General features: G+C 69.1%; 23 protein-coding genes, 1 tRNA gene and 1 riboswitch. Of the genes, 9 read left to right on the plus strand and 15 right to left on the minus strand.

The features are described from left to right. The 5 genes from VF612_RS13025 to VF612_RS13045 all read right to left on the minus strand — a co-directional run. On the minus strand, window positions 1–553 hold a 553-nt coding region (locus VF612_RS13025), incomplete at its 3' end, for an AAA family ATPase (protein WP_408660315.1). Between the two features lie 62 nt (window positions 554–615). Beyond that, window positions 616–1,230 carry a cob(I)yrinic acid a,c-diamide adenosyltransferase gene (cobO, locus tag VF612_RS13030; RefSeq protein ID WP_408660281.1) on the minus strand — a complete coding sequence of 205 codons (615 nt, stop codon included), beginning with the start codon at window positions 1,228–1,230 and terminating at the stop codon, window positions 616–618. After that, the gene (locus VF612_RS13035) at window positions 1,230–3,215 is read right to left on the minus strand and encodes a magnesium chelatase subunit D family protein (RefSeq protein WP_408660316.1); all 1,986 of its coding nucleotides are present in this window, start codon (window positions 3,213–3,215) and stop codon (window positions 1,230–1,232) included. The genes cobO and VF612_RS13035 overlap by 1 nt, the downstream gene beginning before the upstream one ends. A 2-nt stretch (window positions 3,216–3,217) precedes the next feature. Next, entirely contained in the window at window positions 3,218–4,717 is a 1,500-nt protein-coding gene (locus tag VF612_RS13040; RefSeq protein ID WP_408660282.1) for a cobyric acid synthase, read from the minus strand. Continuing rightward, window positions 4,714–5,670: a cobalamin biosynthesis protein gene (locus VF612_RS13045; protein ID WP_408660283.1), complete on the minus strand. Its 957-nt coding sequence runs from the start codon at window positions 5,668–5,670 to the stop codon at window positions 4,714–4,716. The genes VF612_RS13040 and VF612_RS13045 overlap by 4 nt, the downstream gene beginning before the upstream one ends. Before the next feature lie 80 nt (window positions 5,671–5,750). Beyond that, a riboswitch (cobalamin riboswitch) is annotated at window positions 5,751–5,950 on the minus strand. A gap of 116 nt (window positions 5,951–6,066) precedes the next feature. Between VF612_RS13045 and VF612_RS13050 the strand changes: the two genes are divergently transcribed. Beyond that, a tRNA-Lys gene (locus VF612_RS13050) sits at window positions 6,067–6,142 on the plus strand. Window positions 6,143–6,575: 433 nt separating this feature from the next. Here the strand turns inward: VF612_RS13050 and VF612_RS13055 are convergent. Together VF612_RS13055 and VF612_RS13060 are read right to left on the minus strand one after the other, a co-directional pair. Further along, complete coding sequence (locus VF612_RS13055) at window positions 6,576–6,950, minus strand: hypothetical protein (RefSeq protein ID WP_408660284.1); 375 nt, start codon at window positions 6,948–6,950, stop codon at window positions 6,576–6,578. Between the two features lie 375 nt (window positions 6,951–7,325). Further along, the gene (locus VF612_RS13060; protein WP_408660285.1) at window positions 7,326–8,255 is read right to left on the minus strand and encodes a MerR family transcriptional regulator; all 930 of its coding nucleotides are present in this window, start codon (window positions 8,253–8,255) and stop codon (window positions 7,326–7,328) included. A 1,051-nt stretch (window positions 8,256–9,306) separates the two neighbouring features. Between VF612_RS13060 and VF612_RS13065 the strand changes: the two genes are divergently transcribed. Then, window positions 9,307–9,912, plus strand: a complete 606-nt coding sequence (locus VF612_RS13065) for an HIT family protein (RefSeq protein WP_408660286.1) — start codon at window positions 9,307–9,309, stop codon at window positions 9,910–9,912. A gap of 66 nt (window positions 9,913–9,978) precedes the next feature. Here VF612_RS13065 and VF612_RS13070 read toward each other — a convergent pair whose 3' ends face one another. Further along, window positions 9,979–10,821: a CmcI family methyltransferase gene (locus tag VF612_RS13070; protein ID WP_408660287.1), complete on the minus strand. Its 843-nt coding sequence runs from the start codon at window positions 10,819–10,821 to the stop codon at window positions 9,979–9,981. Between the two features lie 177 nt (window positions 10,822–10,998). Between VF612_RS13070 and VF612_RS13075 the strand changes: the two genes are divergently transcribed. Then, window positions 10,999–11,940, plus strand: coding sequence for a TIGR03621 family F420-dependent LLM class oxidoreductase (locus tag VF612_RS13075; RefSeq protein WP_408660288.1), 942 nt, complete (start codon window positions 10,999–11,001; stop codon window positions 11,938–11,940). 212 nt (window positions 11,941–12,152) lie between these two features. Beyond that, on the plus strand, window positions 12,153–12,584 hold the full coding sequence (locus tag VF612_RS13080) for a hypothetical protein (protein ID WP_408660289.1): 432 nt from the start codon (window positions 12,153–12,155) through the stop codon (window positions 12,582–12,584). 89 nt (window positions 12,585–12,673) lie between these two features. On the opposite strand, the gene VF612_RS13085 is transcribed toward VF612_RS13080, so the two are convergent. The 3 genes from VF612_RS13085 to VF612_RS13095 form a co-directional block, all read right to left on the minus strand. Beyond that, on the minus strand, window positions 12,674–13,105 hold the full coding sequence (locus VF612_RS13085) for a VOC family protein (protein ID WP_408660290.1): 432 nt from the start codon (window positions 13,103–13,105) through the stop codon (window positions 12,674–12,676). Window positions 13,106–13,245: 140 nt separating this feature from the next. Next, window positions 13,246–13,563: a hypothetical protein gene (locus VF612_RS13090; RefSeq protein WP_408660291.1), complete on the minus strand. Its 318-nt coding sequence runs from the start codon at window positions 13,561–13,563 to the stop codon at window positions 13,246–13,248. A gap of 46 nt (window positions 13,564–13,609) precedes the next feature. Further along, entirely contained in the window at window positions 13,610–13,906 is a 297-nt protein-coding gene (locus VF612_RS13095; protein ID WP_408660292.1) for a hypothetical protein, read from the minus strand. Between the two features lie 213 nt (window positions 13,907–14,119). On the opposite strand from VF612_RS13095, the gene VF612_RS13100 reads away from it, so the two are divergent. The 4 genes from VF612_RS13100 to VF612_RS13115 all read left to right on the plus strand — a co-directional run bounded on the left by VF612_RS13100 (window position 14,120) and on the right by VF612_RS13115 (window position 18,891). Further along, window positions 14,120–14,773: a class I SAM-dependent DNA methyltransferase gene (locus VF612_RS13100; RefSeq protein WP_408660293.1), complete on the plus strand. Its 654-nt coding sequence runs from the start codon at window positions 14,120–14,122 to the stop codon at window positions 14,771–14,773. A gap of 173 nt (window positions 14,774–14,946) precedes the next feature. Beyond that, window positions 14,947–17,010 (plus strand): cellulase family glycosylhydrolase, encoded by a 2,064-nt coding sequence (locus VF612_RS13105; RefSeq protein ID WP_408660294.1) that lies wholly within the window; start codon window positions 14,947–14,949, stop codon window positions 17,008–17,010. Window positions 17,011–17,066: 56 nt separating this feature from the next. Then, complete coding sequence (locus VF612_RS13110; RefSeq protein WP_408660295.1) at window positions 17,067–18,401, plus strand: serine hydrolase domain-containing protein; 1,335 nt, start codon at window positions 17,067–17,069, stop codon at window positions 18,399–18,401. 31 nt (window positions 18,402–18,432) lie between these two features. Next, the gene (locus VF612_RS13115; RefSeq protein WP_408660296.1) at window positions 18,433–18,891 is read left to right on the plus strand and encodes a DUF4440 domain-containing protein; all 459 of its coding nucleotides are present in this window, start codon (window positions 18,433–18,435) and stop codon (window positions 18,889–18,891) included. 37 nt (window positions 18,892–18,928) lie between these two features. Here VF612_RS13115 and VF612_RS13120 read toward each other — a convergent pair whose 3' ends face one another. From VF612_RS13120 to VF612_RS13135, 4 genes are all read right to left on the minus strand, one after another. Continuing rightward, window positions 18,929–21,094, minus strand: coding sequence for a M14 family zinc carboxypeptidase (locus VF612_RS13120; RefSeq protein ID WP_408660297.1), 2,166 nt, complete (start codon window positions 21,092–21,094; stop codon window positions 18,929–18,931). Window positions 21,095–21,227: 133 nt separating this feature from the next. Further along, complete coding sequence (locus VF612_RS13125) at window positions 21,228–21,731, minus strand: DNA glycosylase AlkZ-like family protein (protein ID WP_408660298.1); 504 nt, start codon at window positions 21,729–21,731, stop codon at window positions 21,228–21,230. A gap of 1 nt (window position 21,732) precedes the next feature. Beyond that, window positions 21,733–22,509, minus strand: a complete 777-nt coding sequence (locus VF612_RS13130) for a DinB family protein (protein WP_408660299.1) — start codon at window positions 22,507–22,509, stop codon at window positions 21,733–21,735. A gap of 48 nt (window positions 22,510–22,557) precedes the next feature. Then, on the minus strand, window positions 22,558–22,944 hold the full coding sequence (locus VF612_RS13135) for a VOC family protein (protein ID WP_408660300.1): 387 nt from the start codon (window positions 22,942–22,944) through the stop codon (window positions 22,558–22,560). A 189-nt stretch (window positions 22,945–23,133) separates the two neighbouring features. On the opposite strand from VF612_RS13135, the gene VF612_RS13140 reads away from it, so the two are divergent. Then, window positions 23,134–24,111 (plus strand): hypothetical protein, encoded by a 978-nt coding sequence (locus VF612_RS13140; RefSeq protein WP_408660301.1) that lies wholly within the window; start codon window positions 23,134–23,136, stop codon window positions 24,109–24,111. Window positions 24,112–24,189: the final 78 nt, after the last annotated feature.

The raw sequence follows: 24,189 nt of genomic DNA on the forward strand, positions 1-24,189 counted from the left end.
CCGCCGGCACGAGGCCGAGGTGACGGGAGGGGGTGTGCAGCGCCTCGATGCGGCGCACCGCGCCGAGCACCGGGACGCCGGCCGCCCCCAGCGCCTCGCGGAGGATGGCCTCGTGCCGGTCGCTGCCGACCCGGTTGAGGACGACGCCGCCCAGGCGCACCGAGGGGTCGAAGGTGGCGAAGCCGTGCACCAGCGCGGCGACGCTGCGGGCCTGGGACGACGCGTCGACGACCAGCACCACGGGGGCCCGGAGTTGGGCCGCGACCTGCGCGGTGGAGCCGTAGCCGGGTTCCACGCTGGCGTGCGCGGCGCCGTCGAACAGGCCCATCACGCCCTCGATCACGGCGATGTCCGCCGGTCGCGGGGTGCTCGCGGCATGCCGCAGCAGCGGGGCGATCCGGTGCTCGCCCACCAGCCAGGCATCGAGGTTGCGTCCCACCCGGCCGGCGGCCAGCGCGTGGTAGCCGGGGTCGATGTAGTCCGGGCCCACCTTGTGGCAGCTGACCTCCAGGCCCTGCCGGCGCAGCGCGGCGAGCAGCCCGGTGGCCACCATGGTCTTGCCGGCGCCGCTGGCCGGAGCGGCGATCACCAGCCGGGGCAGGGCCAGCGGCGGGCTCACCACTCGATACCCCGCTGCCCCTTCTGCCCGGCGTCCATCGGGTGCTTCACCTTGGTCATCTCGGTGACCAGGTCGGCGTAGGAGACCAGCGCCGGGGCGGCGTCGCGGCCGGTGATCACCACGTGCTGCGAACCGGGGCGGGCCGCCAGGGTGGCGACCACCTCGTCCGGGTCGATCCAGCCCCATTTCATCGGGTAGGTGAACTCGTCCAGGACGTAGAAGCGGTAGGTCTCGGCGGCCAGATCGCGCTGGATCTGCCGCCAGCCCTCGACGGCGTCGGCGGCGTGGTCGGCCTCGGCGCCGGGCCGCTGGATCCAGGACCAGCCCTCCCCCATCTTGTGCCAGGCCACCGGCGCGCCCTGCCCGGTGGTCTGGTGGACGGTGTTGAGTGCGGCGAACGCCGACTCCTCGCCGACCCGCCACTTGGCGCTCTTGACGAACTGGAACACCCCGACGCTCAGGCCGGCGTTCCAGGCCCGCAGCGCCATGCCGAACGCGGCGGTCGACTTACCCTTCATCGGACCGGTGTGCACCATGGTCAGCGGCCGGTTGCGCCGCTGCCGGGTGGTCAGGCCGTCCTGCGGAACGGTGTCGGGTTTACCCTGCGGCATCAGGCGGCCTGCCAATCGGTGACGAGAGCGGTGAGCGGTTCGCTGGTGACCTCGGCCAGCGGCAGGTACTGCGCGTGCAGGTCGTAGGCCAGCCGTTGCGCCAGGCCCAGCCGGACCAGTCCCCGCTCGCAATCGATGACGACCATGTCGTGATTGTGCAGCCCGGCCCCGGCCCGGGCCGCGGCACGGGTGTCGGCCCGGCCGTCGGTGATCAGCACGATCAGCGGACGGCGCAAGGGATCGCGCAGCAACTCGGTGCGGACCACCTGCGCGGCCTTGGCGACCCCGGCCGCCAGCGGGGTGCGGCCGCCGGTGGCCAGCGTTTCCAGCCGGTGCGCAGCGTGCGACACCGAGCCGGTCGGCGGCAGCACCAGCTCGGCGCCGGAATCGCGGAAGGTGATCAGGCCGACCTTGTCCCGGCGCTGGTAGGCATCCAGCAGCAGCGACAGGATCGCGGCCTTCACCTCCCCCATCCGGGCCCGGGCGGCCATGGACGCGCTGGCATCGACCACGAACAGCACCAGGTTGCCTTCCTTGCCGCGCTGGTCGGCCCGCCTGAGGTCCTGGCCGTGCAGCCGCATCGGGCCGCTCGTCCGACCCCGGCCGAGCTGGTGCGGGGCGGCGGCGGCCACCGTGGCCCGCAGGTGGATCGGGCCGGTGTCGCTGCCGGGTGGCAGGGCGCGGACGGTCCGGCCCCGGCCGGTGCGGGCGGCGGCCCGGCGGCCCGGGGTGGCCGGCGAGCCGCCGGTTCCGCGCAGCACCTTGGCGCGGCCGGCCTTGCCGGTGGCGGCGGTGCTGGCCGGCTGGCCGGGGCCGGGCTGGCCGCGGTCGCTGTCGCTGTCCGGGGCTGGCCGGTCGGGGGTTGACCGGTTGTCGGGTGGGGTGTCCTGGGGTTGCCCGGCATCGGACTCGTCGGCAGGCGCGCCGCCACCGTCGGGGTCGGGGTCGGGCTCGGTGTCGCGGGCCCGTTCCAGCGCTTCGTCCAGGGCGTCGGCGTCCAGGCCTGGCTGGTCGAACGGGTTGCGCCGCCGGCGGTGCGGCAGGGCCAGCAGCGCCGCGGCCCGGACGTCGTCCTCGGTGACCGAGGTCCTGCCGTGCCAGGCGGCGTGCGCCACGGCGGTCCGGGCGGTGACGATGTCGGCGCGCATCCCGTCGACGTCGAAGGCCGCGCACACCTCGGCGATCTGGCGCAGCGCCGCGTCGCTGAGCACCACGTCGGGCAGCAGCTCCCGGGCGGCGGCGATCTGCTCGGTGAGCTCGGCCTCCGCTCTGGCCCACCGCTGGGCGAAGCCGGCCGGGTCGGCGTCGGCATCCAGCCGCCGGCGGACGACCTCGACTCGGACGGCCGGATCCCGGCTGGCCGAGACGTCCACGGTCAGGCCGAACCGGTCCAGCAGCTGCGGACGCAGCTCACCCTCCTCGGGATTCATCGATCCAATAAGGACGAACCGTGCCGGGTGGCTGACCGACACCGCGTCGCGCTCGACATGGTTGCGGCCCATCGCCGCGGCGTCGAGGAGCACGTCCACCAGGTGGTCGGCGAGCAGGTTGACCTCGTCGACGTAGAGGATGCCCCGGTGCGCGCTGGCCAGCAGGCCCGGCTCGAAGGCGCGGACGCCGTGCGCCAGCGCCCGTTCCAGGTCCAGCGAGCCGATGACCCGGTCCTCGGACGCGCCGACCGGCAGCTCCACCAGCCGGGCCGGGACGGTCACCGTCTCGATGTCGGTGTGCGGACCGTCGGGGCAGGTGGGTTCCGGCGCTGCCGGGTCGCAGCCGAACCGGCAGCCGGCCACCACCTCGATGGCGGGCAGCAGCGCGGCCAGGCCACGGACCGCGGTCGACTTGGCGGTGCCCTTCTCGCCGCGCACCAGCACGCCGCCGATGGCCGGCGACACCGCGTTGAGCAGCAGCGCCAGCCGCATCTCCTCCGCGCCGAGCACCGCGGAGAACGGATAGCCGGTTTCGGTATGGGTGCTGGACGTCATCGTCACGGTGCTCCTGGAGGGAGTGTCGGCAGCCCCGCAGGCGGGCCGCTGGTGATCAGGCTGGTCAGGGCGTCGACGTCGATGCCGGCCTCGAGCGCGTCGGCCAGCCGGTCGAGCTGGCGGTCCCGGCTGGCGGCGACGTCGGTGCTCGGCGCCGGAGTGAAGTCGCGGCCTGCGATCTCGGCTGCCCGGCTCAGGAATCGGCGCCGGAACTCGTCGCTGTCGAAGGCGCCGTGCCACATGGTGCCCCAGACCGCGCCGACCCGGTAACCGTCCAGGAATGGCTCGGCATTCTCGCCCGGCCGCAGCGTGCCGACGCCGTGGTGGATCTCGTAGCCGGTGCTGACCTCGGCGGCGAACGCCGTGCCGGTGGGGCGGCCGAGGATCTTCTCCGCCTGGAACCGCACCGTCACCGGCAGCAGCCCCAGCCCTGCGACGGCGCCCGCGCGGGACTCGACCTCGTCGACGATGGTGTCGGCGAGCATCTGGTAGCCGCCGCAGATGCCGAGCACCGGGCGGCCCTGCCCAGCCCGGTCGGTCAGGGCAGCGGCCAGCCCCTGCTCGCGCAGCCAGGCCAGGTCCGCCACGGTGGCGCGGCTGCCGGGCAGCACGGCCAGGTCGGCGGCCAGCACCTCGGCCGGCGAGGTCGTCCAGCGCACCGTCACGCCGGGCTCGGCGCCCAGGGCGTCCACATCGGTGGAGTTGGACGTCCGCGGCAGCCTGATCGCGGCCACGGTCAGCCGGTCGGTCCCGGCCGGCGCGCCGCCGTCCAGGGCCAGCGGGGTGGACAGCGAATCCTCGGCGTCCAGGCGCAGGTCCGGCAGCCAGGGCAGCACCCCGTACACCGGGCGTCCGGTCAACGTGGTCAGCATGTCCAGGCCGGGCGCGAGCAGCCGGTCGTCGCCGCGGAACTTGTTCACCACGAACCCGGCGATCAGGGACTGGTCACGCTCGCCGAGCAGGGCAAGGGTGCCGTAGAGCGCGGCGAACAGGCCACCGCGGTCGATGTCGCCGATGATCAGGGTCGGCAGGTCGCGCTGGTCGGCCAGCCACATGTTCGCCAGGTCGGTCTCGCGCAGGTTGATCTCGGCCGGGCTGCCGGCGCCCTCGCAGATCACAATGTCGTAGCGCTGGCGCAGTTCGTCGAAGCTCGCCAGCACCTCCTTGCGCAGCGCCGACTTCAGCTCCCGGTAGTCCAGCGCGCCGGTCTCGGCGTAGGGACGGCCGTGCAGCAGCACATGTGAGCGCCGGTCGCTGCCGGGCTTGAGCAGCACGGGGTTCATCAGCACGCTGGGCTCGATGCCGCAGGCCTGGGCCTGCAGCGCCTGGGCGCGGCCGATCTCGCCGTCGTCGGCTGCGACCGCGGAGTTGTTGGACATGTTCTGCGCCTTGAACGGGGCGACCGAGACGCCGCGCCGGGCGAGCAACCGGCACAGGCCCGCGGTGAACAGGCTCTTGCCGGCGTCGGAGCTGGCGCCGGCGACCAGCAGCGAGCCCTTCACTCTCTCTCGTCCTTGGTGGCTTCGCGCAGGACGATCCCGCTGACCAGGACGGCGAGGGTGGCGTACTGCACCAGGTGGCTCAGTCTCGCTGCCCGCGCGATGTCTGCTGGTTCTGGCGTTCGGCCGCTGCCGAGGACCGGGCGGAACTCGGTGTGGGTCGGGTACCTGGTCGGCCCGCCCAGCACGAGGCCGAGCGCGCCGGCCGCGGCGGCCTCGCACTGGCCGGCGTTCGGGCTGGGATGGCTGGCGGCGTCGGACCGCCACGCGCGGTAGGCCTCGGCGGGCGTGCCGCCGACCTGGCGGGCCAGCACGACGGTGAGGACGGCGGTGAGCCGTGACGGGATGAGGTTGGCGAGGTCGTCCAGCCGGGCCGCGGCGGTGCCGAACCGGTCGTAGCGGGGTGAGCGGTGGCCGACCATGGCGTCCAGGGTGTTGACGGCGCGGTAGCCGAGCAGGCCGGGCAGGCCGGCGACGGCGCCCCAGAACAGCGGCGCGGTCACCGAGTCGGCGGTGTTCTCGGCGAGCGACTCGACGGTGGCGCGGGCCAGGCCCTTGGGGTCCAGCTGCTGCGGGTCGCGGCCGCACAGGCTGGGGATGATCGTGCGGGCGGTCTCGGTGTCGTCGTTGTGCAGCGCTGCTGCCAGGTCGGTGGCGATCCGGCGCAGGCTACGGCCGCCGATCACCGTCCAGGTCGCGGCGGCGATGGCGCTGGCCCTGGCGATGGGGCGCTGGGCGGTGCGGCGCTCGACCAGGGCGGCGGTGGTGAGCACCGGCAGCACGCAGGCCAGCGTGTACTGGCCGCCGGCTTGCCTGGAGTCGCGGTACATGCGGCGTTCCAGGCTTGTTGCTAGGGCCCCGAACCCGGCGACCGGATGGCCGCGCCGGGGGTCGCCGAGCAGCTCGTCGGCCAGCACACCGAGCATCAGGCCGGCCGCGACCGGAAGCCGTGACATCTAGCGCCCGCGTCTTAGGCGTTGCCGGGCGTGCCGGGTTGCCGTCATCGTTCGTAACCTCCGTCGGGTGTCCACGCCCTGGGGCTGCTCCGACGGCCGAAGTATCCTGGCTCCCGAATCTGGCCCGTGGCTCCGGGTCGCGCTCGCCCCATCTTCCAGCCGCGAGGCCGTGATGTAGCGGGGTCCGCTCATCGGTGACAGTGGCGGGACCGCGCCGGATTCGCACCGGACTTCCTTCACTGCCGTCGTTGCCGACAACCCAACCACAGGGGTCCGAAGGGGTCAACGCGGGGTTGCTGCGGGCCCGGGGTGGCGCCGCCGCCGGATTTCGAGCGGTCGGGCGGGCTCTGCTAAGGTTCTCTCTCGTGCCCACGCCAAGGGGCACGGATGTTGTACGCGCCGCTAGCTCAACTGGCAGAGCAGCTGACTCTTAATCAGCGGGTTCGGGGTTCGAGTCCCTGGCGGCGCACCAACGTTGTAAATGCGACAGCAACGCTCGCGTTGGAGCGGCATTCTCGAAACCCGACCGGCAGCGATGGTCAGCTAACCCCCGGCGCACCATCTCTGTCGTTCTGCGCGCCAGGTTCCGGTCGCCGACTTCGTTGTGCATATGGATCCGCCGCCGACTCGACGGTCGTGGCCCCAGCCCGTCGCCAAGGCATTCGCGGGTGCGCTCGTCGACAATCGAGGCGATCCGGGGATCGCCGTGACCGAGCAGGTAGCGGCGGACCGCCTGTTCCGGACCGCGTAGCACCAGTAACCGCCGGCCTCCGCACTGACCGCACTGACCCGCACTGACCAGGATGTCCGATGTCGAACCCGGCACCAGACACAGCAGCTGTCCACGTGATGGTGCTCCCGACCTCTCCCAAAGTCGGGAGCGCTTCCGTCGTACTGCGCGGCGGCTAGCAGAGCATGTTGCCGCACCACGGCTCGATGTTCGCGGTCGCGGTGAGCGTCACGGACGATCCGCCCTGCGACAGCGTGACCGACATGTTGTACTCCCTCGTGGCTCGGGTGACGCTGATGGTGCAGGAGTTGGAGGTGGACGTGCAGCCGGCGTAGACGGAGCTGGGGCCTGGGATGCTCCAGGCGTAGGCGTACGTCCCGCTAGTGTTCTCCACGAGGAAGCCGATGGTGTAGCCCGAGTCCGACGGCGAGTCGTTCGTGCAGACGTTGGAGAAGGTGAAGGTGTAGCCGGGTGCAACCCGGCAGCCCAGTGTCTCGCCGCCGAGGGCACTGGCGTTGGTGGCCGGCACCAGCGCCGTGGCTACTGCCACCGCGCCCACCATGGTGGTTGCCGCAAGTCTGCGCATCATGTCTCCTCATCGCTCGGACGCTCTGTCCGGTTCGTCAGTACCGTCACAATAGTCGAGATACAAGCGAAAGGTGAAGGTCTGGATCGCGGTGTGGTACCTGCGCCTCCTCTAAGCCGTCCCGGGTTGGAAAGCTATCCCAACAGGCGCAGACGTTTGTAACTCTGACGTCGCGCTTACCACTCAAGACTGCAACCGGTTCACGTCAACGCGAACGGTCAGTGCGGCGTCGGAGCCGGCAGCCGGCACGGCCGACCGCAGCGTGCGCGTGTCTGATTGAGCGCCCTCTTCTTTATACGCCCGCGCTCAGCGGTCTAGGGAAACTTGTGCAAGTCTTTATCAAGAAGGTGACGAACCCTCGGATAAGCCTTTCCGAACCTTGCGGCGCCACGCCTGATCGAGCAGGTTCGCGGCCTGCTCCAGGCTTGTGCAGACAGTTGCGTTGCCGATCGACCGCTGCCGCCAGCCGGCGCCTCCGAGCACCACGGTGAGCCCGCGATGATTCTCGCTGAACTCGCGAGTTTCCTTTTCCGATGCATTGGTCGGTTTGGTCGACCAGATGAACACCGCAGCTGCTCGGATACGGGTTGCGGTGCTGGTCAGCGCCTGCATCGGGGTGCGCGCACCGAGCGCTCGGACCGGCACGCCGCGTTCTGCGAGGGTGCTGCGAACCGCGAGGAGGGTCAGCACATGGTCTTCCCGGGGTCCGCCAGCCAGGACCACCGGCCGATCTTGTGCAGGTTCCGAGAGCTGGCTCAAATAGGTGGCGAAAGCGGCTGTGATGGCCTGGCTCAGCAGATGCTCGATCTCGATGCCCGATCCGGTGCGCTGCCAGTGCATTCCGGTGGCGACCAGCACAGGCCGTAGCACCTGGTTCCAGGTCTCCGTCGTCTTGAGCTCATGCAGAGCCTGCAGCGTCATCTCCCTGGCGCCTATCTCATCCAGGCGGGAGGCTGCCCGCCCGATTCCCTGGGCAGCGCGCCCGGCACCGGGAAGCGCGAGCACGAAACCTCCGCCGTAGCGGGAAGCTCCCGTCGTCATGGCCCGATGCTCGGCGTCATCCTGGCGCTCCTTGCTGGCAAGCACCAGAGCCGCTGCGGCCGCCGGGGTCTCGCCGGAGATCACCGCCGCATGCATGTGGTGCAGCCGCTCGACGTCCGCGCTGGTATAGCGCCGGTGGCCGCCCGCGGAGCGGGCTGAGGCAACAAGCCCATAGCGTCGACCCCACATGCGGACCGTTGATGGGGAAACCCCGAGCTGGGCTGCCACGTCGCCGACTGAGAGCAACTCCACTACGCCATGATTGCACCCGAACCGGGACTGCCGCAGTGGAGCTGATGCAAGGCGGGCCCGCCGGGAATTCGTATCCACTGAGCCGGCCCCTTGAACGTTCCACTGTCCACGACCAGCCGAGCCTGCAGGCGGCTCGGATGGTTGGTGGCTCTGAGGCCGGCTGGGAGAGGATCTAGGACGCACTGTCTCCTGTCGCCGTGCCCTTCGCTCGTGCCACTGCCGGACTGAGCGCTCATCACCGGTGACCGCACCAGCCCCCATCGGATTGGCGAAGCAGCGCTGTCCTCGACTGAAGTTGCACCCTGAAGGCCGGGCAATCATAGGCACCGGAGCGGGGGTCGCGCCGTTCGAACCGGTGAGACTTCGATCCAACTTGTGCAAGTTTTCATTGCGTCGGTGAGTTCCACGCCTATAGCTTGAGAAACAGCAGAAGCGGGGGCTAAAGCACTCCCTCCCAACTCGATCTACCCGACAGCGCAGCGCAGCCCGTCGGACCAGTAGCCCCTCGACACGAAAGCAGGCGAGCACGATGTTCGATCCCCAAGGCCCCACGATGCCTCAGCCCTACCGCACCGTTAACCCGGTGCACGCATTCTTCATCTCGCTGCTAGGACCAGCTGACTCACCGGCTCACCCGCTGATCGGGACCAAATACGACCCGTATTACCAGCAACTGCGGCAGAGTGAGAGCCTCGAGCGACGGCGCGCCCGCACGGAGCAGCGAAGGCAGCGCGGGATCACCATCGCCGACCAGCCGTTCGGTGCTTCGATCACCCCTAGCTGGTCCTCATCGGCAGGGCACGAGAGCTGATAGCGACCGCACTCGGATTCGTCTAATTCCAGGTGTTTGGCGCCTGACCTTCCGCACGTCTGACCTTCCGCACGTCGGCATGAACGGACGTTCAGCGATGCCGAGCCTAGATCCAGGTATAGGGAATTCGTGATCAGCGGACCAGAGAGTCCAGGTCGCAGGTGATGTACGGAGACAAGCCGAGACTGAGGGACCTGACCGCCTAGTCTTTCGACCATGGCCCTGAGTCCTGAACAGTTCTACAACCACGCAGTTGCGGCCGCGGACAGCGAGCGCCGGCTTCCGCTGTCACGCATGACGGGCTGGGACATCAGTCCGTTCGAACCGGAGGGCCTGCGCGTGGCGCCGCTGCGGCCACCGGTGCTGCCGGAGCCCGCGCGACAGGGAGAGGACCCAGCCGAGTGCAACTCGTGCCGCAGCCGCGACGAGGGGATCTGGCTCGACGACCGCTGGCGGGTGACCCGCATCGGCGGAGCCGGCACGCCGCTGGTTCTGATGTTGCAGCCGCGCGAGCACTACGACTTACCTGACCTGACCGATGAGCTGGCAGCCGAACTGGGCGTGTTGACCACCCATATAGCCCGCCATATCCAGGCGCTTCCGCATATCTCCCGAGCCCATGTCTATCGGATCGGCGATGGCGGCGCGCACCTGCATGTCTGGTTCTTCGCCAGGCCTGAGGGACAGGCCCAGCTGTATGGGTCATGGTTGACCATCTGGGACGACCTGCTGCCCGAATACCCGGCGGACGTGGCCGAGGCCGACGCGGCGATCGTGGCGGACGCACTGATCGCCTCCTACGGGGGTCGCCGTCGCACCTGAGCACCTCCTAAGCCGAGGCCGGTTCGAGAGTTATCTGAAGGGAGTCGGCCCGACGGCTCGCCCGGCTCAGGCAATGCGCTTGAGGAAACCGCGCGGGTTGAAGGTCATGAAGAACTTGTGCATCGATTCGTCAATGATGAACTGATCGTTCTCCGCGAGGAACGAGTCGACGGCTTCCATCGGGCCCGGACCGTGGTTGGGGAACACCGGGTGCCCATGCACGTTGGTGTCCTCGACGATGACGTAGGAACCCACCGGCACCCGGTCGTGCCAGGCGCGGAGCTCGGCCAGCACGTGCCGCGCGCTGTGATCGGAGTCGAGCAGCACGACGATGCGCTTGCCGTCGATGATCCGGTCGACCTTCTCGATGACAGCGGTGTCGGTGGACGAACCGGTGAGGTAGGTGATGCGGTCGTGTTGCGGGCGATTCGGCTGCTCCGTCACGTCGATCGTGACGATCTGCCCACGACCCATCAGGTCGCACATGTTGGCGAGGAAGTACGCGCTGCCACCGAACTTGGTGCCTGCCTCGACGATGACCTCGGGTGCGACGTCATGCAGAATCTCCTGATAGAGCCAGAGGTCCAGCGGGTTCTTCCATACGTGGACGCCGCGCCAGTAGGTCTGTTTCCAGGTCTGCTCCAAGCGGTGGTAATAGAGGCGGTGGAAGTTGTCGACGATCGCCCGCTCCACGGCCGGCAGTTCGCCGCCCTTGGCGAGATTGGCATCGGCAAGAAGTCCGAAGACCGTCAACACCGGCTGTTCGAGGCCGGCAACCGCATCGGGACCAACTCGTTTCGCCAGCTGCGCGAACGCGTAGGCAGTGGCGGCATCCACCGCACCTGGGTCGCGCCCGAGCTCGCCGCGCCGCGCGAGGGTTCTGAACCTTCCAACCGCGAAGGCGTCCAAGCGAGGTGCTAGCCGTCGCCGTAGTTGCGACTCGACGGTCGCTCGAATGCTCGAAATCACGATTCGTGAGTGTAAGCGCCTCGGGGTCGCTCAGCGGGCGGCCGGGGGTATCACTGAGGATCTCCACGTCGAGCGCCTGGGCGCGGGCCTCACGGCCCCTGCCCCATAATGACCACCATGCGCCCGTTCCGTTTCCTTGCCGACGTCTCTGAGATCATCACCGGTCCGGAGCTGGCTGCCCGCGCGCAACGCGCGGAGCAGATGGGCTATCACGCCCTGGTGATTCCCGATCACCTGCTCAGGCAGCTATCCCCCGTCGTGGCGACGGCGACGGTCGCGGCGGCGACGTCGACCCTGCGGGTGTCGGCGTTCGTGATGAACAATGACCTGCGCCATCCGGCCGTGCTCGCCCAGGACATGGCGAGCATCGACGTCCTGTCCGGCGGCAGGGTGGACATCGCGATCGGCGCCGGCTGGAACAGGCCGGAGTACGACGCCATCGGCATGGCGTTCGACCCGACCCCGATCCGGCAGGCCCGCTTGGCCGAGTCCATCACCGTGCTGAAGGGGATGTTCTCAGGCTCCCCGTTCAGCTTCGCCGGTGAGCACTACACGATTACCGAGTACACCGCCGAGCCCGTTCCGGTCCAACGCCCGCATCCGCCCTTCCTCATCGGCGGGGGCGGTCGCCGCACGCTGACGCTAGCCGGGCAGGAGGCCGACATTGTCGGATTGGCGCCTCGTATCAAGGCCAACGCCAAGGTCGATGCCGCGTCTCTGACGTGGGCCGCGACGCGAGAGAAGATCGACTGGGTGCGGGACGCCGCGGGTGAGCGGTTCGAGTCCCTGGAGTTCAACATCTACCCGTCGGTGTGGCCGGTGACGGTCACCGACAACCTGCGGGCCGAGGCTGGCAAGGTCATCGATCATCTGCGATCCCGGACGGGGGCCGAACTCACCGAGGACGAGGTGATCGATTCGCCGCACCTGTTCATCGGATCCATCGACCGGCTCGTGGAGAAGTTCCTGCAGCTGCGCGAGGAGCTTGGCATCTCCTCCATTCTGCTCGGCGATATCGGCGAGCTGGAGCGGGTGCTGGAGCGGCTGTCCGGTAGGTGACGCCGCGCCCCGTCCTACGGGCACGTTTTGCGATGACCAACGGGCCGGCGATCTTAAAGGCTGCCACGGGCGCGTGACCTGTACCAATCACCCGTTTCGTATAATACGCTGTGATAGCTCCTAACCTGGTGCGCGGCTGGCTTCTTGTGGGTTAACGCGCGTGCCGCCAGCAGGACGCTGGTGATTCAATTCCTCAACCCCAAGGACGAAAAATGCGCAAGATCTTATCCGCGCTGGCGATCGCAGCGGCCGTCGCCACATTCACTGTCGTCAATCCCGGCCCGGCATCTGCTCTGGGCGGCGAGCAGTTCGGCTGCTACGTCCTGCCGGCCGGCGGGGCACAGCCACCCCAGCCCTCTCCTGGCTACTGCTGGAACAACAGCATGCCCGCGAGTTCCTACACGGCCGTCTTCCAAGTGACGAATCTGAACGGTTCGTACAGCTACGCCTGGTCGGTGCCCGCTCTCTACGTCAGCAAGATAACCAATGGCTGCACCTCTACTTCTAGCTCCTGCACCCTGGGCAACCTCACCCCCACCAGAGAGGTAACCGTCTCGGTGACCATCAGTCAGAGCGGGCAGTCGTCCTCGTCTGAAGCGACGGCCTACATCGAACAGTGGTGCGGCAACTCCTACTGCGGCTGACCGTGACCCCAGCGCGTGAGTAGGGCCCGGGAGTGGCGCTGGCCACGGAGACCGTTCATCGCAGCTCCAGCCGCAGGACCACCCGGTTCTCAGACGGCGAAGACCTGGGCGTCGTCGGCGAAGGCCTTGAACTCCAGGGCATTGCCTGCCGGGTCGAGGAGGAACATGGTCCACTGCTCGCCGGCCTGCCCCTCGAAACGCAGGTAGGGCTCGATCACGAACTCGGTGCCCGCAGCCCGGAGCCGATCGGCGAGCTCATGGAACTGCGCGACCTGCAAGAGGAGTCCGAAGTGCGGCACCGGCACGTCGTGGCCATCGACGGAGTTGTGGACCTGTTCGGCACGGCCGGGAGCCAGGTGTGTGACGAACTGGTGGCCGTGCAGGTTCCAGTCCACCCACGTGTCGGCGCTGCGGCCCTGGGCCAGACCCAGCACCTCGCCGTAGAAGCGCCGCGCCGCGGCCAGGTCATCGACCGGCACTGCCAGATGGTAGCGAGGAAGCGATGAATTCGAGACGGTCACGATGCGTGTCCTGCCTGGAGAGAAGCTCAGACCTGCTGGCCTGGCGATCCTACCGCCGGGGTAGCAGGCGCAGCAGGAAGCGATGCGAGCTGGTAGGCCCTGCGGTAGCCAGAGACGACGGACGCCTGAGACCAGGAGGCTCAGCGCAGGTCCAGCCGCGGAAAGCCGCCGGAGACGGAGTCGGTGTCGGCGGCCTTGGTGAAGCCCGTCTGTTCGAAAAGCTTGCGGGTCCCGACGTAAGCCATCGTGAGATCGACCTTGCGGCCGGCGTTGTCTGCACGGCTGCACAGTTCGCGGACGAACTCGGCCCTGGCAGGTCCAACCAGCTGCCGGTTGATCTTGTAATCCACCCGGTGGCTGAGGCACCAGCACACCGGGGAGTCGGGGTTCTTCGGGCCCAGCATGGTCGCGACGTCGTCGAACCTGTCCCTCGTCGCGGGCCTGATCTCGATACTCACCCGCCCACACCAACTCCCAAGCCCGCGGTGGCGGGCTGCCGAAGAACTACCTGCTGCCTAACATGACGTCCAACGGCTCGAACTCGGTCAATTCCGGAGGGGGCTCGGGCATCGCAACGCCGGCACGGATCATGGCCGGCACGACCACCTGTTCATTGAACTTGACCGAAGCCTCCTTGGACTCCCAGACCTCGATCACCTCAAAGCCTCCGTCAACCTCCCTGCCGATGTGGCAGAGCAGGCCCTCAGCTTGCCCGCCGTCCAATGCCGCGAGCACTTGACCATGCGCGGCTTCATAGCTCTGGACCGGCGCCTGGGCCCGGATGATCATGCCGTAGGTCATGTTTGCCGCCTCCGAGATGTGGGTCAGATGCCTTCATCTGACTCCCCTCAGGCCCGATGGTCAACCGAGTGCCGAATCGACATGCTGCAGCCCCGCTATGACTAATCGCTGTCGTTCGCCCTGCCGCTGCGCGACGGTCCTGGCCTGCACCTCCAGATCCGGATACGCGGTCGAGCGAAGGATCGCACAGCCGACGCGTCCTAGCATCAGGGGATGGACCAGACGGAGGCGCAGCGTCGCTACTTCGACAGTCACGCCGCCAGCTACGACGAGTACACCGCTGCTGGCGCCTGGACTCCGAATCAGTACCTGGCCGGTGTTCTGGAGTCGCTCACAGCCGGCGGCGTCGAGGTACGTACCGCTCTGGATCTGGGGACAGGGACCGGCCAGACATTGGCGGCCGTCCGCGCCGCCTTTCCGCAGGCGACGCTGTGGGCCAGCGACCTGTCCCCTGCCATGCTGCGACGCGCGGCCCTCAAGGTGCCCGACGCGCGCTTCGAGGTCGCCGATATCTCCAGCCACGTCGCCGGGCTGACCGAATCCTTCGACCTCGTCACCGCCATCGGGTGCCTGGAGATGGTTCCCGATCTGATGACGGTGTTGCCGCAGCTGATGGATCACGTCAACCCCGGCGGCCACCTCGCGCTGACCATCGAACCGCTGATCGACGGGGCGGGCGCCGAGCATGCCGCCCACCCGCACTCCAGCGCTGACACCGACGAACCGCGCTGGCGCTACACCTGGTCCACCGCGCGGCTCCTCCACGCGCTGCCGGGCGGTCAGCTGCGCTCCAGTCACCTGTTCACCGCCTACCACCGGGCCAGCCGACCCGTGCTGTACGAGTTGTTGCTGATCGGCAAGGGGTGACAACGAACCCTGACTGGGCCCGGCCGCCCAAGTCTTCGAATCAGGCCGGTCATTCCCAAGACCGTGACCGGCTATGAGTGGTTAGGTATCACCCAGCTCGGCGCAGGCTCCTCCAAGATCTACCCCGAGAATTCCCGGGTCCAGAAGCGGTCCTGAAAGCAGGAAGATCATCTGTGAAGTTCCCGGTCGATCATGCGCTCGGCGCGCAGCGCAACGGCGTGAACCACGTGTCCATGAACCTGGGCGCCTTCGATCGAACGGCCGGGCCGGTACGCGGTGCGGACTACCCGGTCTACCCCGATGCGCTGCTGGACTGGTACCAGAGCAAGGGCATGACCTCGATACGGCTCATGTTCACCTGGGAGGCAGTCCAGTCGACGCTCGGCGGCCCGGTGCCCGCGCCCGGCGCGAACTACGCCACCTACTGGGCCGACCTGACCGATCTGATCACCCGGCTGCTGGCACGCGGCATGACCATCACCCTCGCTCCCTGGCAGTACAACCCCGCATCCAAGGACACCGACATCGTCTACGGCGGCGCGGCATTCACCCCTGCGGATTTCGCCGACTTCTGGGGCAAGTTCGCCGCAGCCGTGTTCGCGGCAACCGGCGATGACCGGCGGGTGGCGTTCGACCTGATGAACGAACCGCACACGCACGCCGAGTCCGGCAACAAGCCGGGCGATATCGGAATCAGCATGACCGACTGGTTCGCCTGTGCCCAGGCGGCGATCACGGCCATCCGGGCGGCCGGAGCGAACCACACCATCTTCGTGCCCGGCATGGCCTACACCGCCGCGAGCGCGTTCGTCAGTAACGGCAGCGCAGCTCGATGGCTGACCCTCACGGACCCGCTTGCCAACCTCGCGGTCACCGTGCACTGCTACTCCGGCCTGGGCTCGGCCAGCGCGTCGGTGCTCAGCACCGCCTGCGGCGACGTCGTCACCTGGGCGCGCGGCAACGGCGTCAAGGTGCAGATCGGCGAGATCGCGATCGACGCCGGCCCGAACGGAAGGCCGACCTTCGGCAGCATGTTGCCCATCGCCCAGGCGCAGTGGGAGAGCTGGCGGCAGTTCTGCCTGGCCAACGACGACGTCCTCGTCGGCTGGAACTGGTGGGCGAACTCCGCAGCTGGATGGTGGAACCAGGGCGATTCCCAGGACCCGAACGGCTACCACTGGGGCCTCACCCTGAGCAACGGCACCAGCCAGACCGTGTACGCCACCTTGATCGAGTCCTCCTTCCGCACCCCGCGTCTGGCGTTACGGGACAACCTGGCCGACCCGGGAACGGGACCCAACGCGACCACCACGATCGGCTGGGAGAGCCCGGACATCTGGGTGCGGCAGAACCCCGACGGCGTCGGAGTCAGCGAGCCGATCCTGGGCGGTCAACCGTGCACGGTCTATGTGCGGGTCACCAATCGGGGCAGCGGGCCTTACCCGAGCTCTGGCACGGACGTGGTGCAGCTGTACTGGGCGAAGGCCGGCGCCGGGCTGTCCTGGCCGCAACCGTGGGACGGCGCGATCCCGGCGCAGGGTGGCGCGGTCGCAGCGCCCCAAGCAATTGGGACGACCGCCACCGGGCATGAGACCGTGCTGGCGTTCGGGTGGACTTCGCCTCCGAATCCGGCTGACTATCCGGGCGACGACGGGCACTTCTGCCTGCTGGCGGTGGTGACCAAGGCGTCCGCCTCGCCGTTCGAGGGCTTCAAGGGCCCCGACCTCAACCAGAACGTCCTGACCTTCAGCCACGTGGGTTGGCGCAACATCCACATCGTCGGCGTCGCCGCGGAGTGGCTCGGAGAGCTGGTGGTGGCCAACAACACCGAGTGGGAGATGGTCACCCACATCACCTTCGAGCCGTTGGACAGCTGGGCACGACCCGTCGACCGGTACGACGGCTGGCTCACGCTCGCGCCCCGGGGCGACATCGCCCTTGAACGGGTCCATGGCCTCGCCGAGTTCCCGAGCCATCTCGAGGACCTGGGGCACGGGGTGTACCGGCTGAGAGGTTCCGCGACCGGCATCGTCGGTCTGCCGCTGCGTGCCGGAGAGGAACTTCCGTTCCGGGTGGGCTTGGCCCGCGACGTCGAGTACTCATCGGGGTACGCCGCCTTGCGAGTCACCCAGTACGTCGTGGAGAACGGTGACCGCGTCCCGGTCGGCGGGCAGACCTTCGTATTCGGCGACGTGGCGGGATGGACCACCGAGGGCTTCTCCGAGCTCGATGCATAGTTCGTAAGCTGCCAGCAGTGCGGCGGACCTGCCGCCGGGCAGAGAGGCGGCAGGGCGTGGTTGCGCAGGACACCCTGGACTACTACCGCGGCTGGCTTGACTACCGGCGCTGGTTCCTGCGCATTCCCGGCGTGCAGGTCTGCGTCGCCCAGGACGGCACGCCGCGCCTGTCCGCAGCGCTCGGCAGCGCGGAAGAGCCGGCCGGCACACCGCTCACCGAGCGGCACCTGTTCCGGATCGCCTCGCATTCCAAGACGTTCACCGCGGTGCTGGTGCTGCGCCTGGTCGAGCAGGGCCGGCTCCGGCTCGATGACCCGGTGGCCGCGCACGTGCCGGGCCTCGCCGGCAGCGCGGTGGCCAACACCACCCTGCGCGAGCTGCTCAGCCACGGCGGCGGGGTGATCCGCGACAGCGAGGACGGCGACTTCTGGCAGCTGCTGCGGCCGTACCCGGACCGGGACGAGCTGGTACGGATCGCGGCCGAGCCCTCGGCGTCGGTGCTGCCACGACACGAGCGGTTCAAGTACTCCAACATCGCCTACGGCGTGCTGGGGCTGGTGATAGAGCAGGCGACCGGAGGCACCTACGGCGAGGCGGTCCGGAAGGAGATCCTCGAGCCGCTCGGCCTGTCCGACACCGGCCCGGAGCTCCTCCCCGAGCGGCGGGCCGAGTGCGCCGCCGGGCACAGCGCGCTCTCCTACGCGACCGGGCGAACGGTGATCGATCATGTCGACACCGCGGCGCTCGGGGCGGCTACCGGCTTCTTCGCCACCGCTACCGACCTGGTGAGCTTCTACAGCGCCCTGCTGCCGGGCGATGAGCGGCTGCTCGACGACGATTCCCTGCGCCAGCTTCGGCACCGGGCGTGGGACGTCAAGCAAGCGGAGTCCGGATATGCGCTGGGCGTGTCCCTGAACCGGGTCGGCGAGCACGAGCTGTTCGGGCACGGCGGGGGTTTCCCCGGGCACATCACCAGAACCCTCGCCTGCCCGAAGCGGCGGACGGTGGCGTCGGTGCTGACCAATGCCATCGACGGCCCCGCGGAGCCGCTGGTCATGGCGCTCTTCCAGCTGATGGATATGGCCGCGGCGGCGACGCACCAACCGGCGCCGGACGGCGCCAGGTTCGCCGGCCGGTTCGTCAATCTCTGGGGAGTGCAGGACGTCGCGTTGCTCGACGGCCGGCTGTTCGCGCTCAGCCCCACGGTCGCCAACCCGGCCGACGACCCGGTGGCGCTGGAGATCATCGATGACACCACGCTGAAGATCGTCAGCGGTCCGGGCGGCGTGCCGATCGGCGAGCTGATTCGTTACGAGTTCGCGCCGGACGGCACGATCCGGTCGGTACGCGGGGGCGGCATGACCATGCGCCCGTTCGAACCGCCAGCCTGACGCTCAGACCGACGCTGGCTAGGGTGGCGGCGTGAGCAGCGCCGACCCGCACAGTGACGTGGCTGCCGACCGGGCAGCGATCGCCGGCATCGTCCGAGCCTTCTTCGCCGCCTTCACCTCCGGGCCGGACGTGGCCGCAAGGCTGGACGCGCTCCGGGCGGCGTTCCTGCCCGAAGCGGTGATCGTCCGGACCTGCGGTGGCGAACCCACCGTCTATGACATCGACGGCTTCATCGCGCCCAGGCAGACCCTGCTGTCCGGCGGCGCCCTGGCCGACTTCCGCGAGTGGGAGCTGTCCGGCCACACCGAGGTGTTCGGCGACATCGCCCACCATTTCTGCAGTTACGCCAAGGCAGGCGTGCAGGACGGCACACCCTTCACCGCGCGGGGCATGAAGACCCTGCAGTTCGTCCGCACCCCGGCCGGCTGGCGGATCAGCGCGGCGGCCTGGGACGACGAGCGAGACGGCCTGACGATCGAATCCGGCTAGCGCGGTTGGGCATCGGCGGCTGTGCTGCCAGCAGGAGTCAGCGTGCGGCAGTCGCCCGCGGGTGGGTCTTCTGGTACTCCGCTGCCACCCGCAGCAGCTCCACCAGGCCCGACGCGTACTCCATCGCCTCCGCGTGCGCCTCGGCGTAGGGCGGCTGGAACCCGACGCCGTCCCACTCCTGGGTGGCGGCGTTCCAGAGGAAGCTGCCGACCTCGAAGTCCCAGGCGAAGATGCCCAGCTCGTAGTACAGCTGGTCGGCCGAGTTGCCGGCCGCCGAGTACAGCACGTCGGCGAGCGGTCCGGTGAACGTCGACCAGGTGACCGTCCCGCGATAGGCCGCGATGGACGTCACGATCCGCCGCGCGGCCGACAGGAACTCCGCCGACTCCTCGATCGAGGGACGCGGCAGCGTGATCCGGCCATCGAGCTTGTACGCCCCCGGCGGCCACATGAAGGCGCCACCGTAGGAGTGCACGTTCATGGCGTACTTGATGTTCGGGTGCGCCTTCGCGAGCGCGATGATGTTGCGGCTCTCCGGCTCTGACAGCTCCGCCGGTCCCGAGGACACCTCGTTCAGGCAGTCCAGGCTGGCGCCGAAGTACCCGTCGAACAGCGACCCGACCGCGTAGTTGCGGTTGATGTCCACGCCCCAGTCGTTCCGGTGCACCGGGTCGCGCAGCGCGCCCATGCAGTAGTTGCGCAGGTTCTTGCGCTGCATGTTGAAGTCGTGGAAGGAGTAGTTGGCGCCGTCCGGGTTCGTGACCGGCACCACGAAGACATCGACCTCGTTGAGCAGCCTGCGGGTCTCCGGATCGGTGCCGTAGTTGGCAAGCAGGCGCTCGGCGAACTCCAGCGTGACCAGTGGCGTCGCCCATTCCCGCGCGTGCTCCTGCGAGTACGCCAGCACCCCTATCCGGGAGCCGTCCCGGTGCGCGCCGATCCGCATCGCCTGCACCGTCCATGGCGCGCGCGGCACTTCCGGTCCTGCCTTGAGGCGGTCGCTCAACGCGGTGGGCCCGGCGACCGGCATGATCTTGCCCGCCGACCCGCTCTCGACGAAGGCGCGGAAGGTGGATCCGAACCGGTCCCTGATGTGGGCTGCGACCTGGCCGGTGGTGCTGATGACCGCGCGGTTCTTCCCGGTGGCCAGGGTCACGGTGAGGACCCGGTGCGCATAGCGTGCGGTGAGCGGATGGTTGGGTCCGGAGGGCTTGATGGTTCTGACCTGCACGCCGTTCCAGCCCTGGTCGCCGAACTTCCTCGACTCGACGACGATCGCGGCCTTGGCCGGGTCGCCGAGGTAACCCGACGCCGAGCGCCGGTAGCCCTGGGTCTTGTTCGGCAAGTTGATCACGTCGACGAGAGAGGGGTACTGGGTCGCCAGCCGCTTGATGCGGGCCTTGACGTCCGTCGGGGTCATGTACTGGGAGATGAAGTCCTGCTGGTAGCCGGTGGGCGCCGGCGGCGGCTGCGCGCTGAGCCACGGCCGCGGTGTCATCCGAGCGGTCCCGCCGAGGCTCGACGTGGCCGTCAACGACACCGGCTGGGCCGGCACCGGGTGGGGGAAGAACGTGTAGTGGTACTGGTACTCGTCAGCGTCGCTGAACCGCTCCAGCGGGTAGGACCCGGTCCGGCCGTCCGCGGTCCGCCAGGTGACGGTGATCTGGACGTCGGGATCCTCCGTCGCGGTGGTGGCGACCTTGACGCCGAGGAAGCGCTGCCCCTTGCTCGTCCACCAGTAGCCCTGCAGGAAGTGCAGCGTGTCGGTGGCGGCCATGGCAGCACCGCCCGGCGCGAGACCGGCCTTGGCCGAGGTCAGGCCAGCGGCTCTGCGAGCCTGCGCGGCCTGCACGCTTTCGGCGTACCGGGCGGTGCCGTCCCCCTCGCGTTGGATGACCCGGATGAGCCGCACCCCGCGGCTCACCAGGGTGGCCAGCTTCGCGCCGGTGACCACCATGTCCACCCGGTACGCCCCGTCGGCCAGCGCTCGTACCGGCAGGTCGGTGCCCGCTCCGATCAGCGCCTGGGCCTCGGCGCGGCTGGCCACCTGCAGGGTCACCAGCGCCGTATCGGCCGCCGCCAGCTGGGCAGCAACCGGTTTCGCGGCCGCGGGCGAGACCGGTGACGACCCGGCCGTCCCAGCCGCTCCCAGCACCACCGCGCTGACGGCGACAAGGACAGCGAGCAAGCGATTAGGACGCATGGCGGCCTCCGGCGAGGTACGGGGTGACAGAGCTGAGCTGGGGCTGTTCTATCCGCAAGCTCCGACAGATCGGCTGCAACGACGTTGCAACCGGTCGACAACGAGGGGCTCGGCTCCGAGCGCACCGCCGGGATCAGGTCGGCAGCGCGAGGTCCAGGTCGAGCCAACGGGCCAGGTCCTTGACCTCGCGGTGCGCCGCCGAGGCCATCGTCTTGCCGAACGGCACGTCCTGATGGATCGCGTCGACCCGCAGCGCGCCGGCAGCGCGGTCGGCAGTGGCATCGACCTTGGCCACCAGCCGGTCGCCGTACAGGATCGGCAGCGCGTAGTAGCCCCGCCGCCGCTTCGCCACCGGCTTGAACACCTCCAGCTGGTAGTCGAACTCGAACAACTCTGCCATCCGCTTGCGGTCATAGACCAGCCGATCCAGCGGTGACAGCAGCGCAGCCCCGTCCCCCCGGAAGGGCTGCCCCAGCAAGGCCGGATCGACCCGCCACTGACCACGCACGCCTTCGATGACCGCCGGCTCGCCGACCTCGCCCACCTCCAGCGGGCCGTGCGGCCGGTTGCCGTCCAGGAGCTGGGCGCGCACCGCGATCCGGCGGGCCTCGGTCCGTGACAGCTCATGCACGCTCATGTCAGGATGACCGGCTCTGCAGCACGTCGAGGTCCCGCTCGGCGTAGAGCCGGTGTTCCCACTCCTCGTTGAGGACGGTCTGCAGGCATTCGCGTACCGGGAAGCCCTTCGACGCCGGGTATCCCGGTTCTCCGACCGGCTGGGTCATCCCGGTCAGCTGCTCATCGCCGAGGCTCGCGATCAGCTGCCGCACGGTGGCCATCCGGTCCGCGCGCAGGGCGAGCACCTCGTCCAGCGACGGCCGCGCGTCGCGGTCCCGCGGGATGCCCGGCCGGTCGCCCATCTCGTCATGGGGCAGATCCAGGGGGTGCCACGGGGACGGGTTGCCCAAGATCGCGCGCGATACCCAGGCATCGGTGGCGAAGACGAGATGGCGCAGCGTCTCGACGAAGGACCACTCCCCCTCGACCCGCTCGTGCAGCAGCTCCGGAGGCAACCGGCGAGCCCGCTCGACGGTGTTGTCCCACAACCGCTCGAGAATCGTCCAGGCTTCCCTGAACCCGTCGGGATCGGTCGCGGCCATCCTTGCGCGGTCGGGGTAGCGGCGGTTGAGCTCGGCCTCCACCAGGGGCACGACATCCACCCCGTTGACCCGCAGATTCCTGACCTCGCCGGAGATCTCCACGTCCACCAGGGCCGCGCCGCGGATGGTGACCCCGGTCAGATCCACCAGCTGGAAGCGCGCGTTGGTGAGATCGACATCGGAGAACCGGGCCCCGGTCAGCTGGACGTTGGAGAACCGGGCGCCGGTCAGGTCCTCGCCGAGGAAGTCAGTCATTCCCGCAGTTTCTCAAGCAAGCCCGCCAGCTGTCACGGCGACCATCGGCTAGCCCGCAAGCTCCTGCTCGGTGAGCGGCCTCAGCACGCAGAACTCGTTGCCATCCGGATCGCCCATCACCACCCAGCTGACATCGGGACCCTGCCCGACATCGACCCGCCGGGCGCCCAGACCCTCCAGCCTGGCCACCTCGGCGGCCTGGTCGTCCGGCCGGACCTCCAGATGGAGACGGTTCTTGCCGACCTTGGACTCCGGGACGCGCAGGAAGAGCAGATCGGGCACGATGCCGTCCTCGGGGCTGCCGACCGGCGGCTCGAGCACCACCTCATGGTCCTCCTGATACGTGCGCCGCCAGCCGAGCGCCGACTGCCAGAAGGTCGCCAACCGGTCCGGATCGGTGGTGTCGATACACAGGCATTGAATGCGAAGGCTCATGGCAGGGATCTTGATCGAGCCGGTTCACCGAGTCCAACGGTTATCGCCCCTGTCCAGATCCGACCGAAAAGTGTGGCGTGTCACTCGTCCCGCCGTGGTGGCGAGGCCTGGAAATGGTGGTTCACTGGAATGGATGCCTTCGAAGACAGTTGACCGGATCGGCGCCGCCGCATGAGCAGGCGGCGCTGGTTGGCGCTCCTCCCGCTCGGCGCGGGCGCGGGCGTCGTCTCGCTGTTCGCGCTGGGCGTCCTGCCGCCGGGCAGCGCCGAGACCACCAGCCAGAGCCGGCCGGAGACCGCTGCAGGCTCGGTGCTGCAGACGCCGTCCGATGCGTCGGCCACCGGGACGTCCCCCGCCCCCACCTCGCGCAAGCCGACCGCGTCACGCCCGGCCACTACCCCCTCGGCGCCGGCGCGGGCCAAGTCCGCCCCGTCCGTCGCGCGCGTGCCGATCAGCAGCCCGGGAATCAAGGCCGCGGTCCGTGCTGCGACCTCGCGCGGGTATCAGGCCGGTGTCGCCGTCGTCGACACCACGACCGGCAAGCTGTGGGCCGCTGGTGACTACGACGAGATGTTCGCCACGGAATCGGTGGTGAAGGTGTTCATCGCCACCCGGCTGCTGGCCACCAAGCAGCTGACCGGAGACAAAGCTGACACCGCCTACCGCATGATCGCCCAGTCCGACGACGGGGCGGCGGATGCGCTGTACGGCCTGGCCGGCGGTGACGAGGTGGTGACCTGGATCGCCAAGCACTACAAGATCCCGAACCTCGGATCGCCGCCGACGAGGGTCGGCTGGTGGGGCAACACGCACATCAGCGCGGTCGGCATGGCGCGGTTCTACGCCAAGGTCAAGGCCGACCCGCTGGTCTGGCCGTGGCTGTCCAAGGCCATGCACCGAGCCACCGAGTACGCCTCCGACGGCACCTACCAGTTCTTCGGACTCAAGCAGGCCGACCGGAATGCCGCCGTCAAGCAGGGCTGGGGCCAGGACGACGACGACTGGGGCCAGGCCTCGGACTACAACTCCACCGGTTACGTCAGCTCCGATCGATATGCCGTGGCGATCCTGGTCAAGGGCCCGCCGTGGGAGTACAACTCCGGCACCCCCGCCGCGGTCACCAGGATCGCCAAGGCGCTGATGCCCGGTGGAGTGATGCGACCGTAACGGGCTGACCACGCCGACTGCCGCACGGCGCGACCGGCTGATCGAAACGGGTCCCGACGGCTGACGCCAGGGTCTACT

This window comes from Jatrophihabitans sp., assembly GCF_036388195.1.
In the GTDB taxonomy this organism is placed as follows: Bacteria; Actinomycetota; Actinomycetes; order Mycobacteriales; family Jatrophihabitantaceae; genus Jatrophihabitans_A.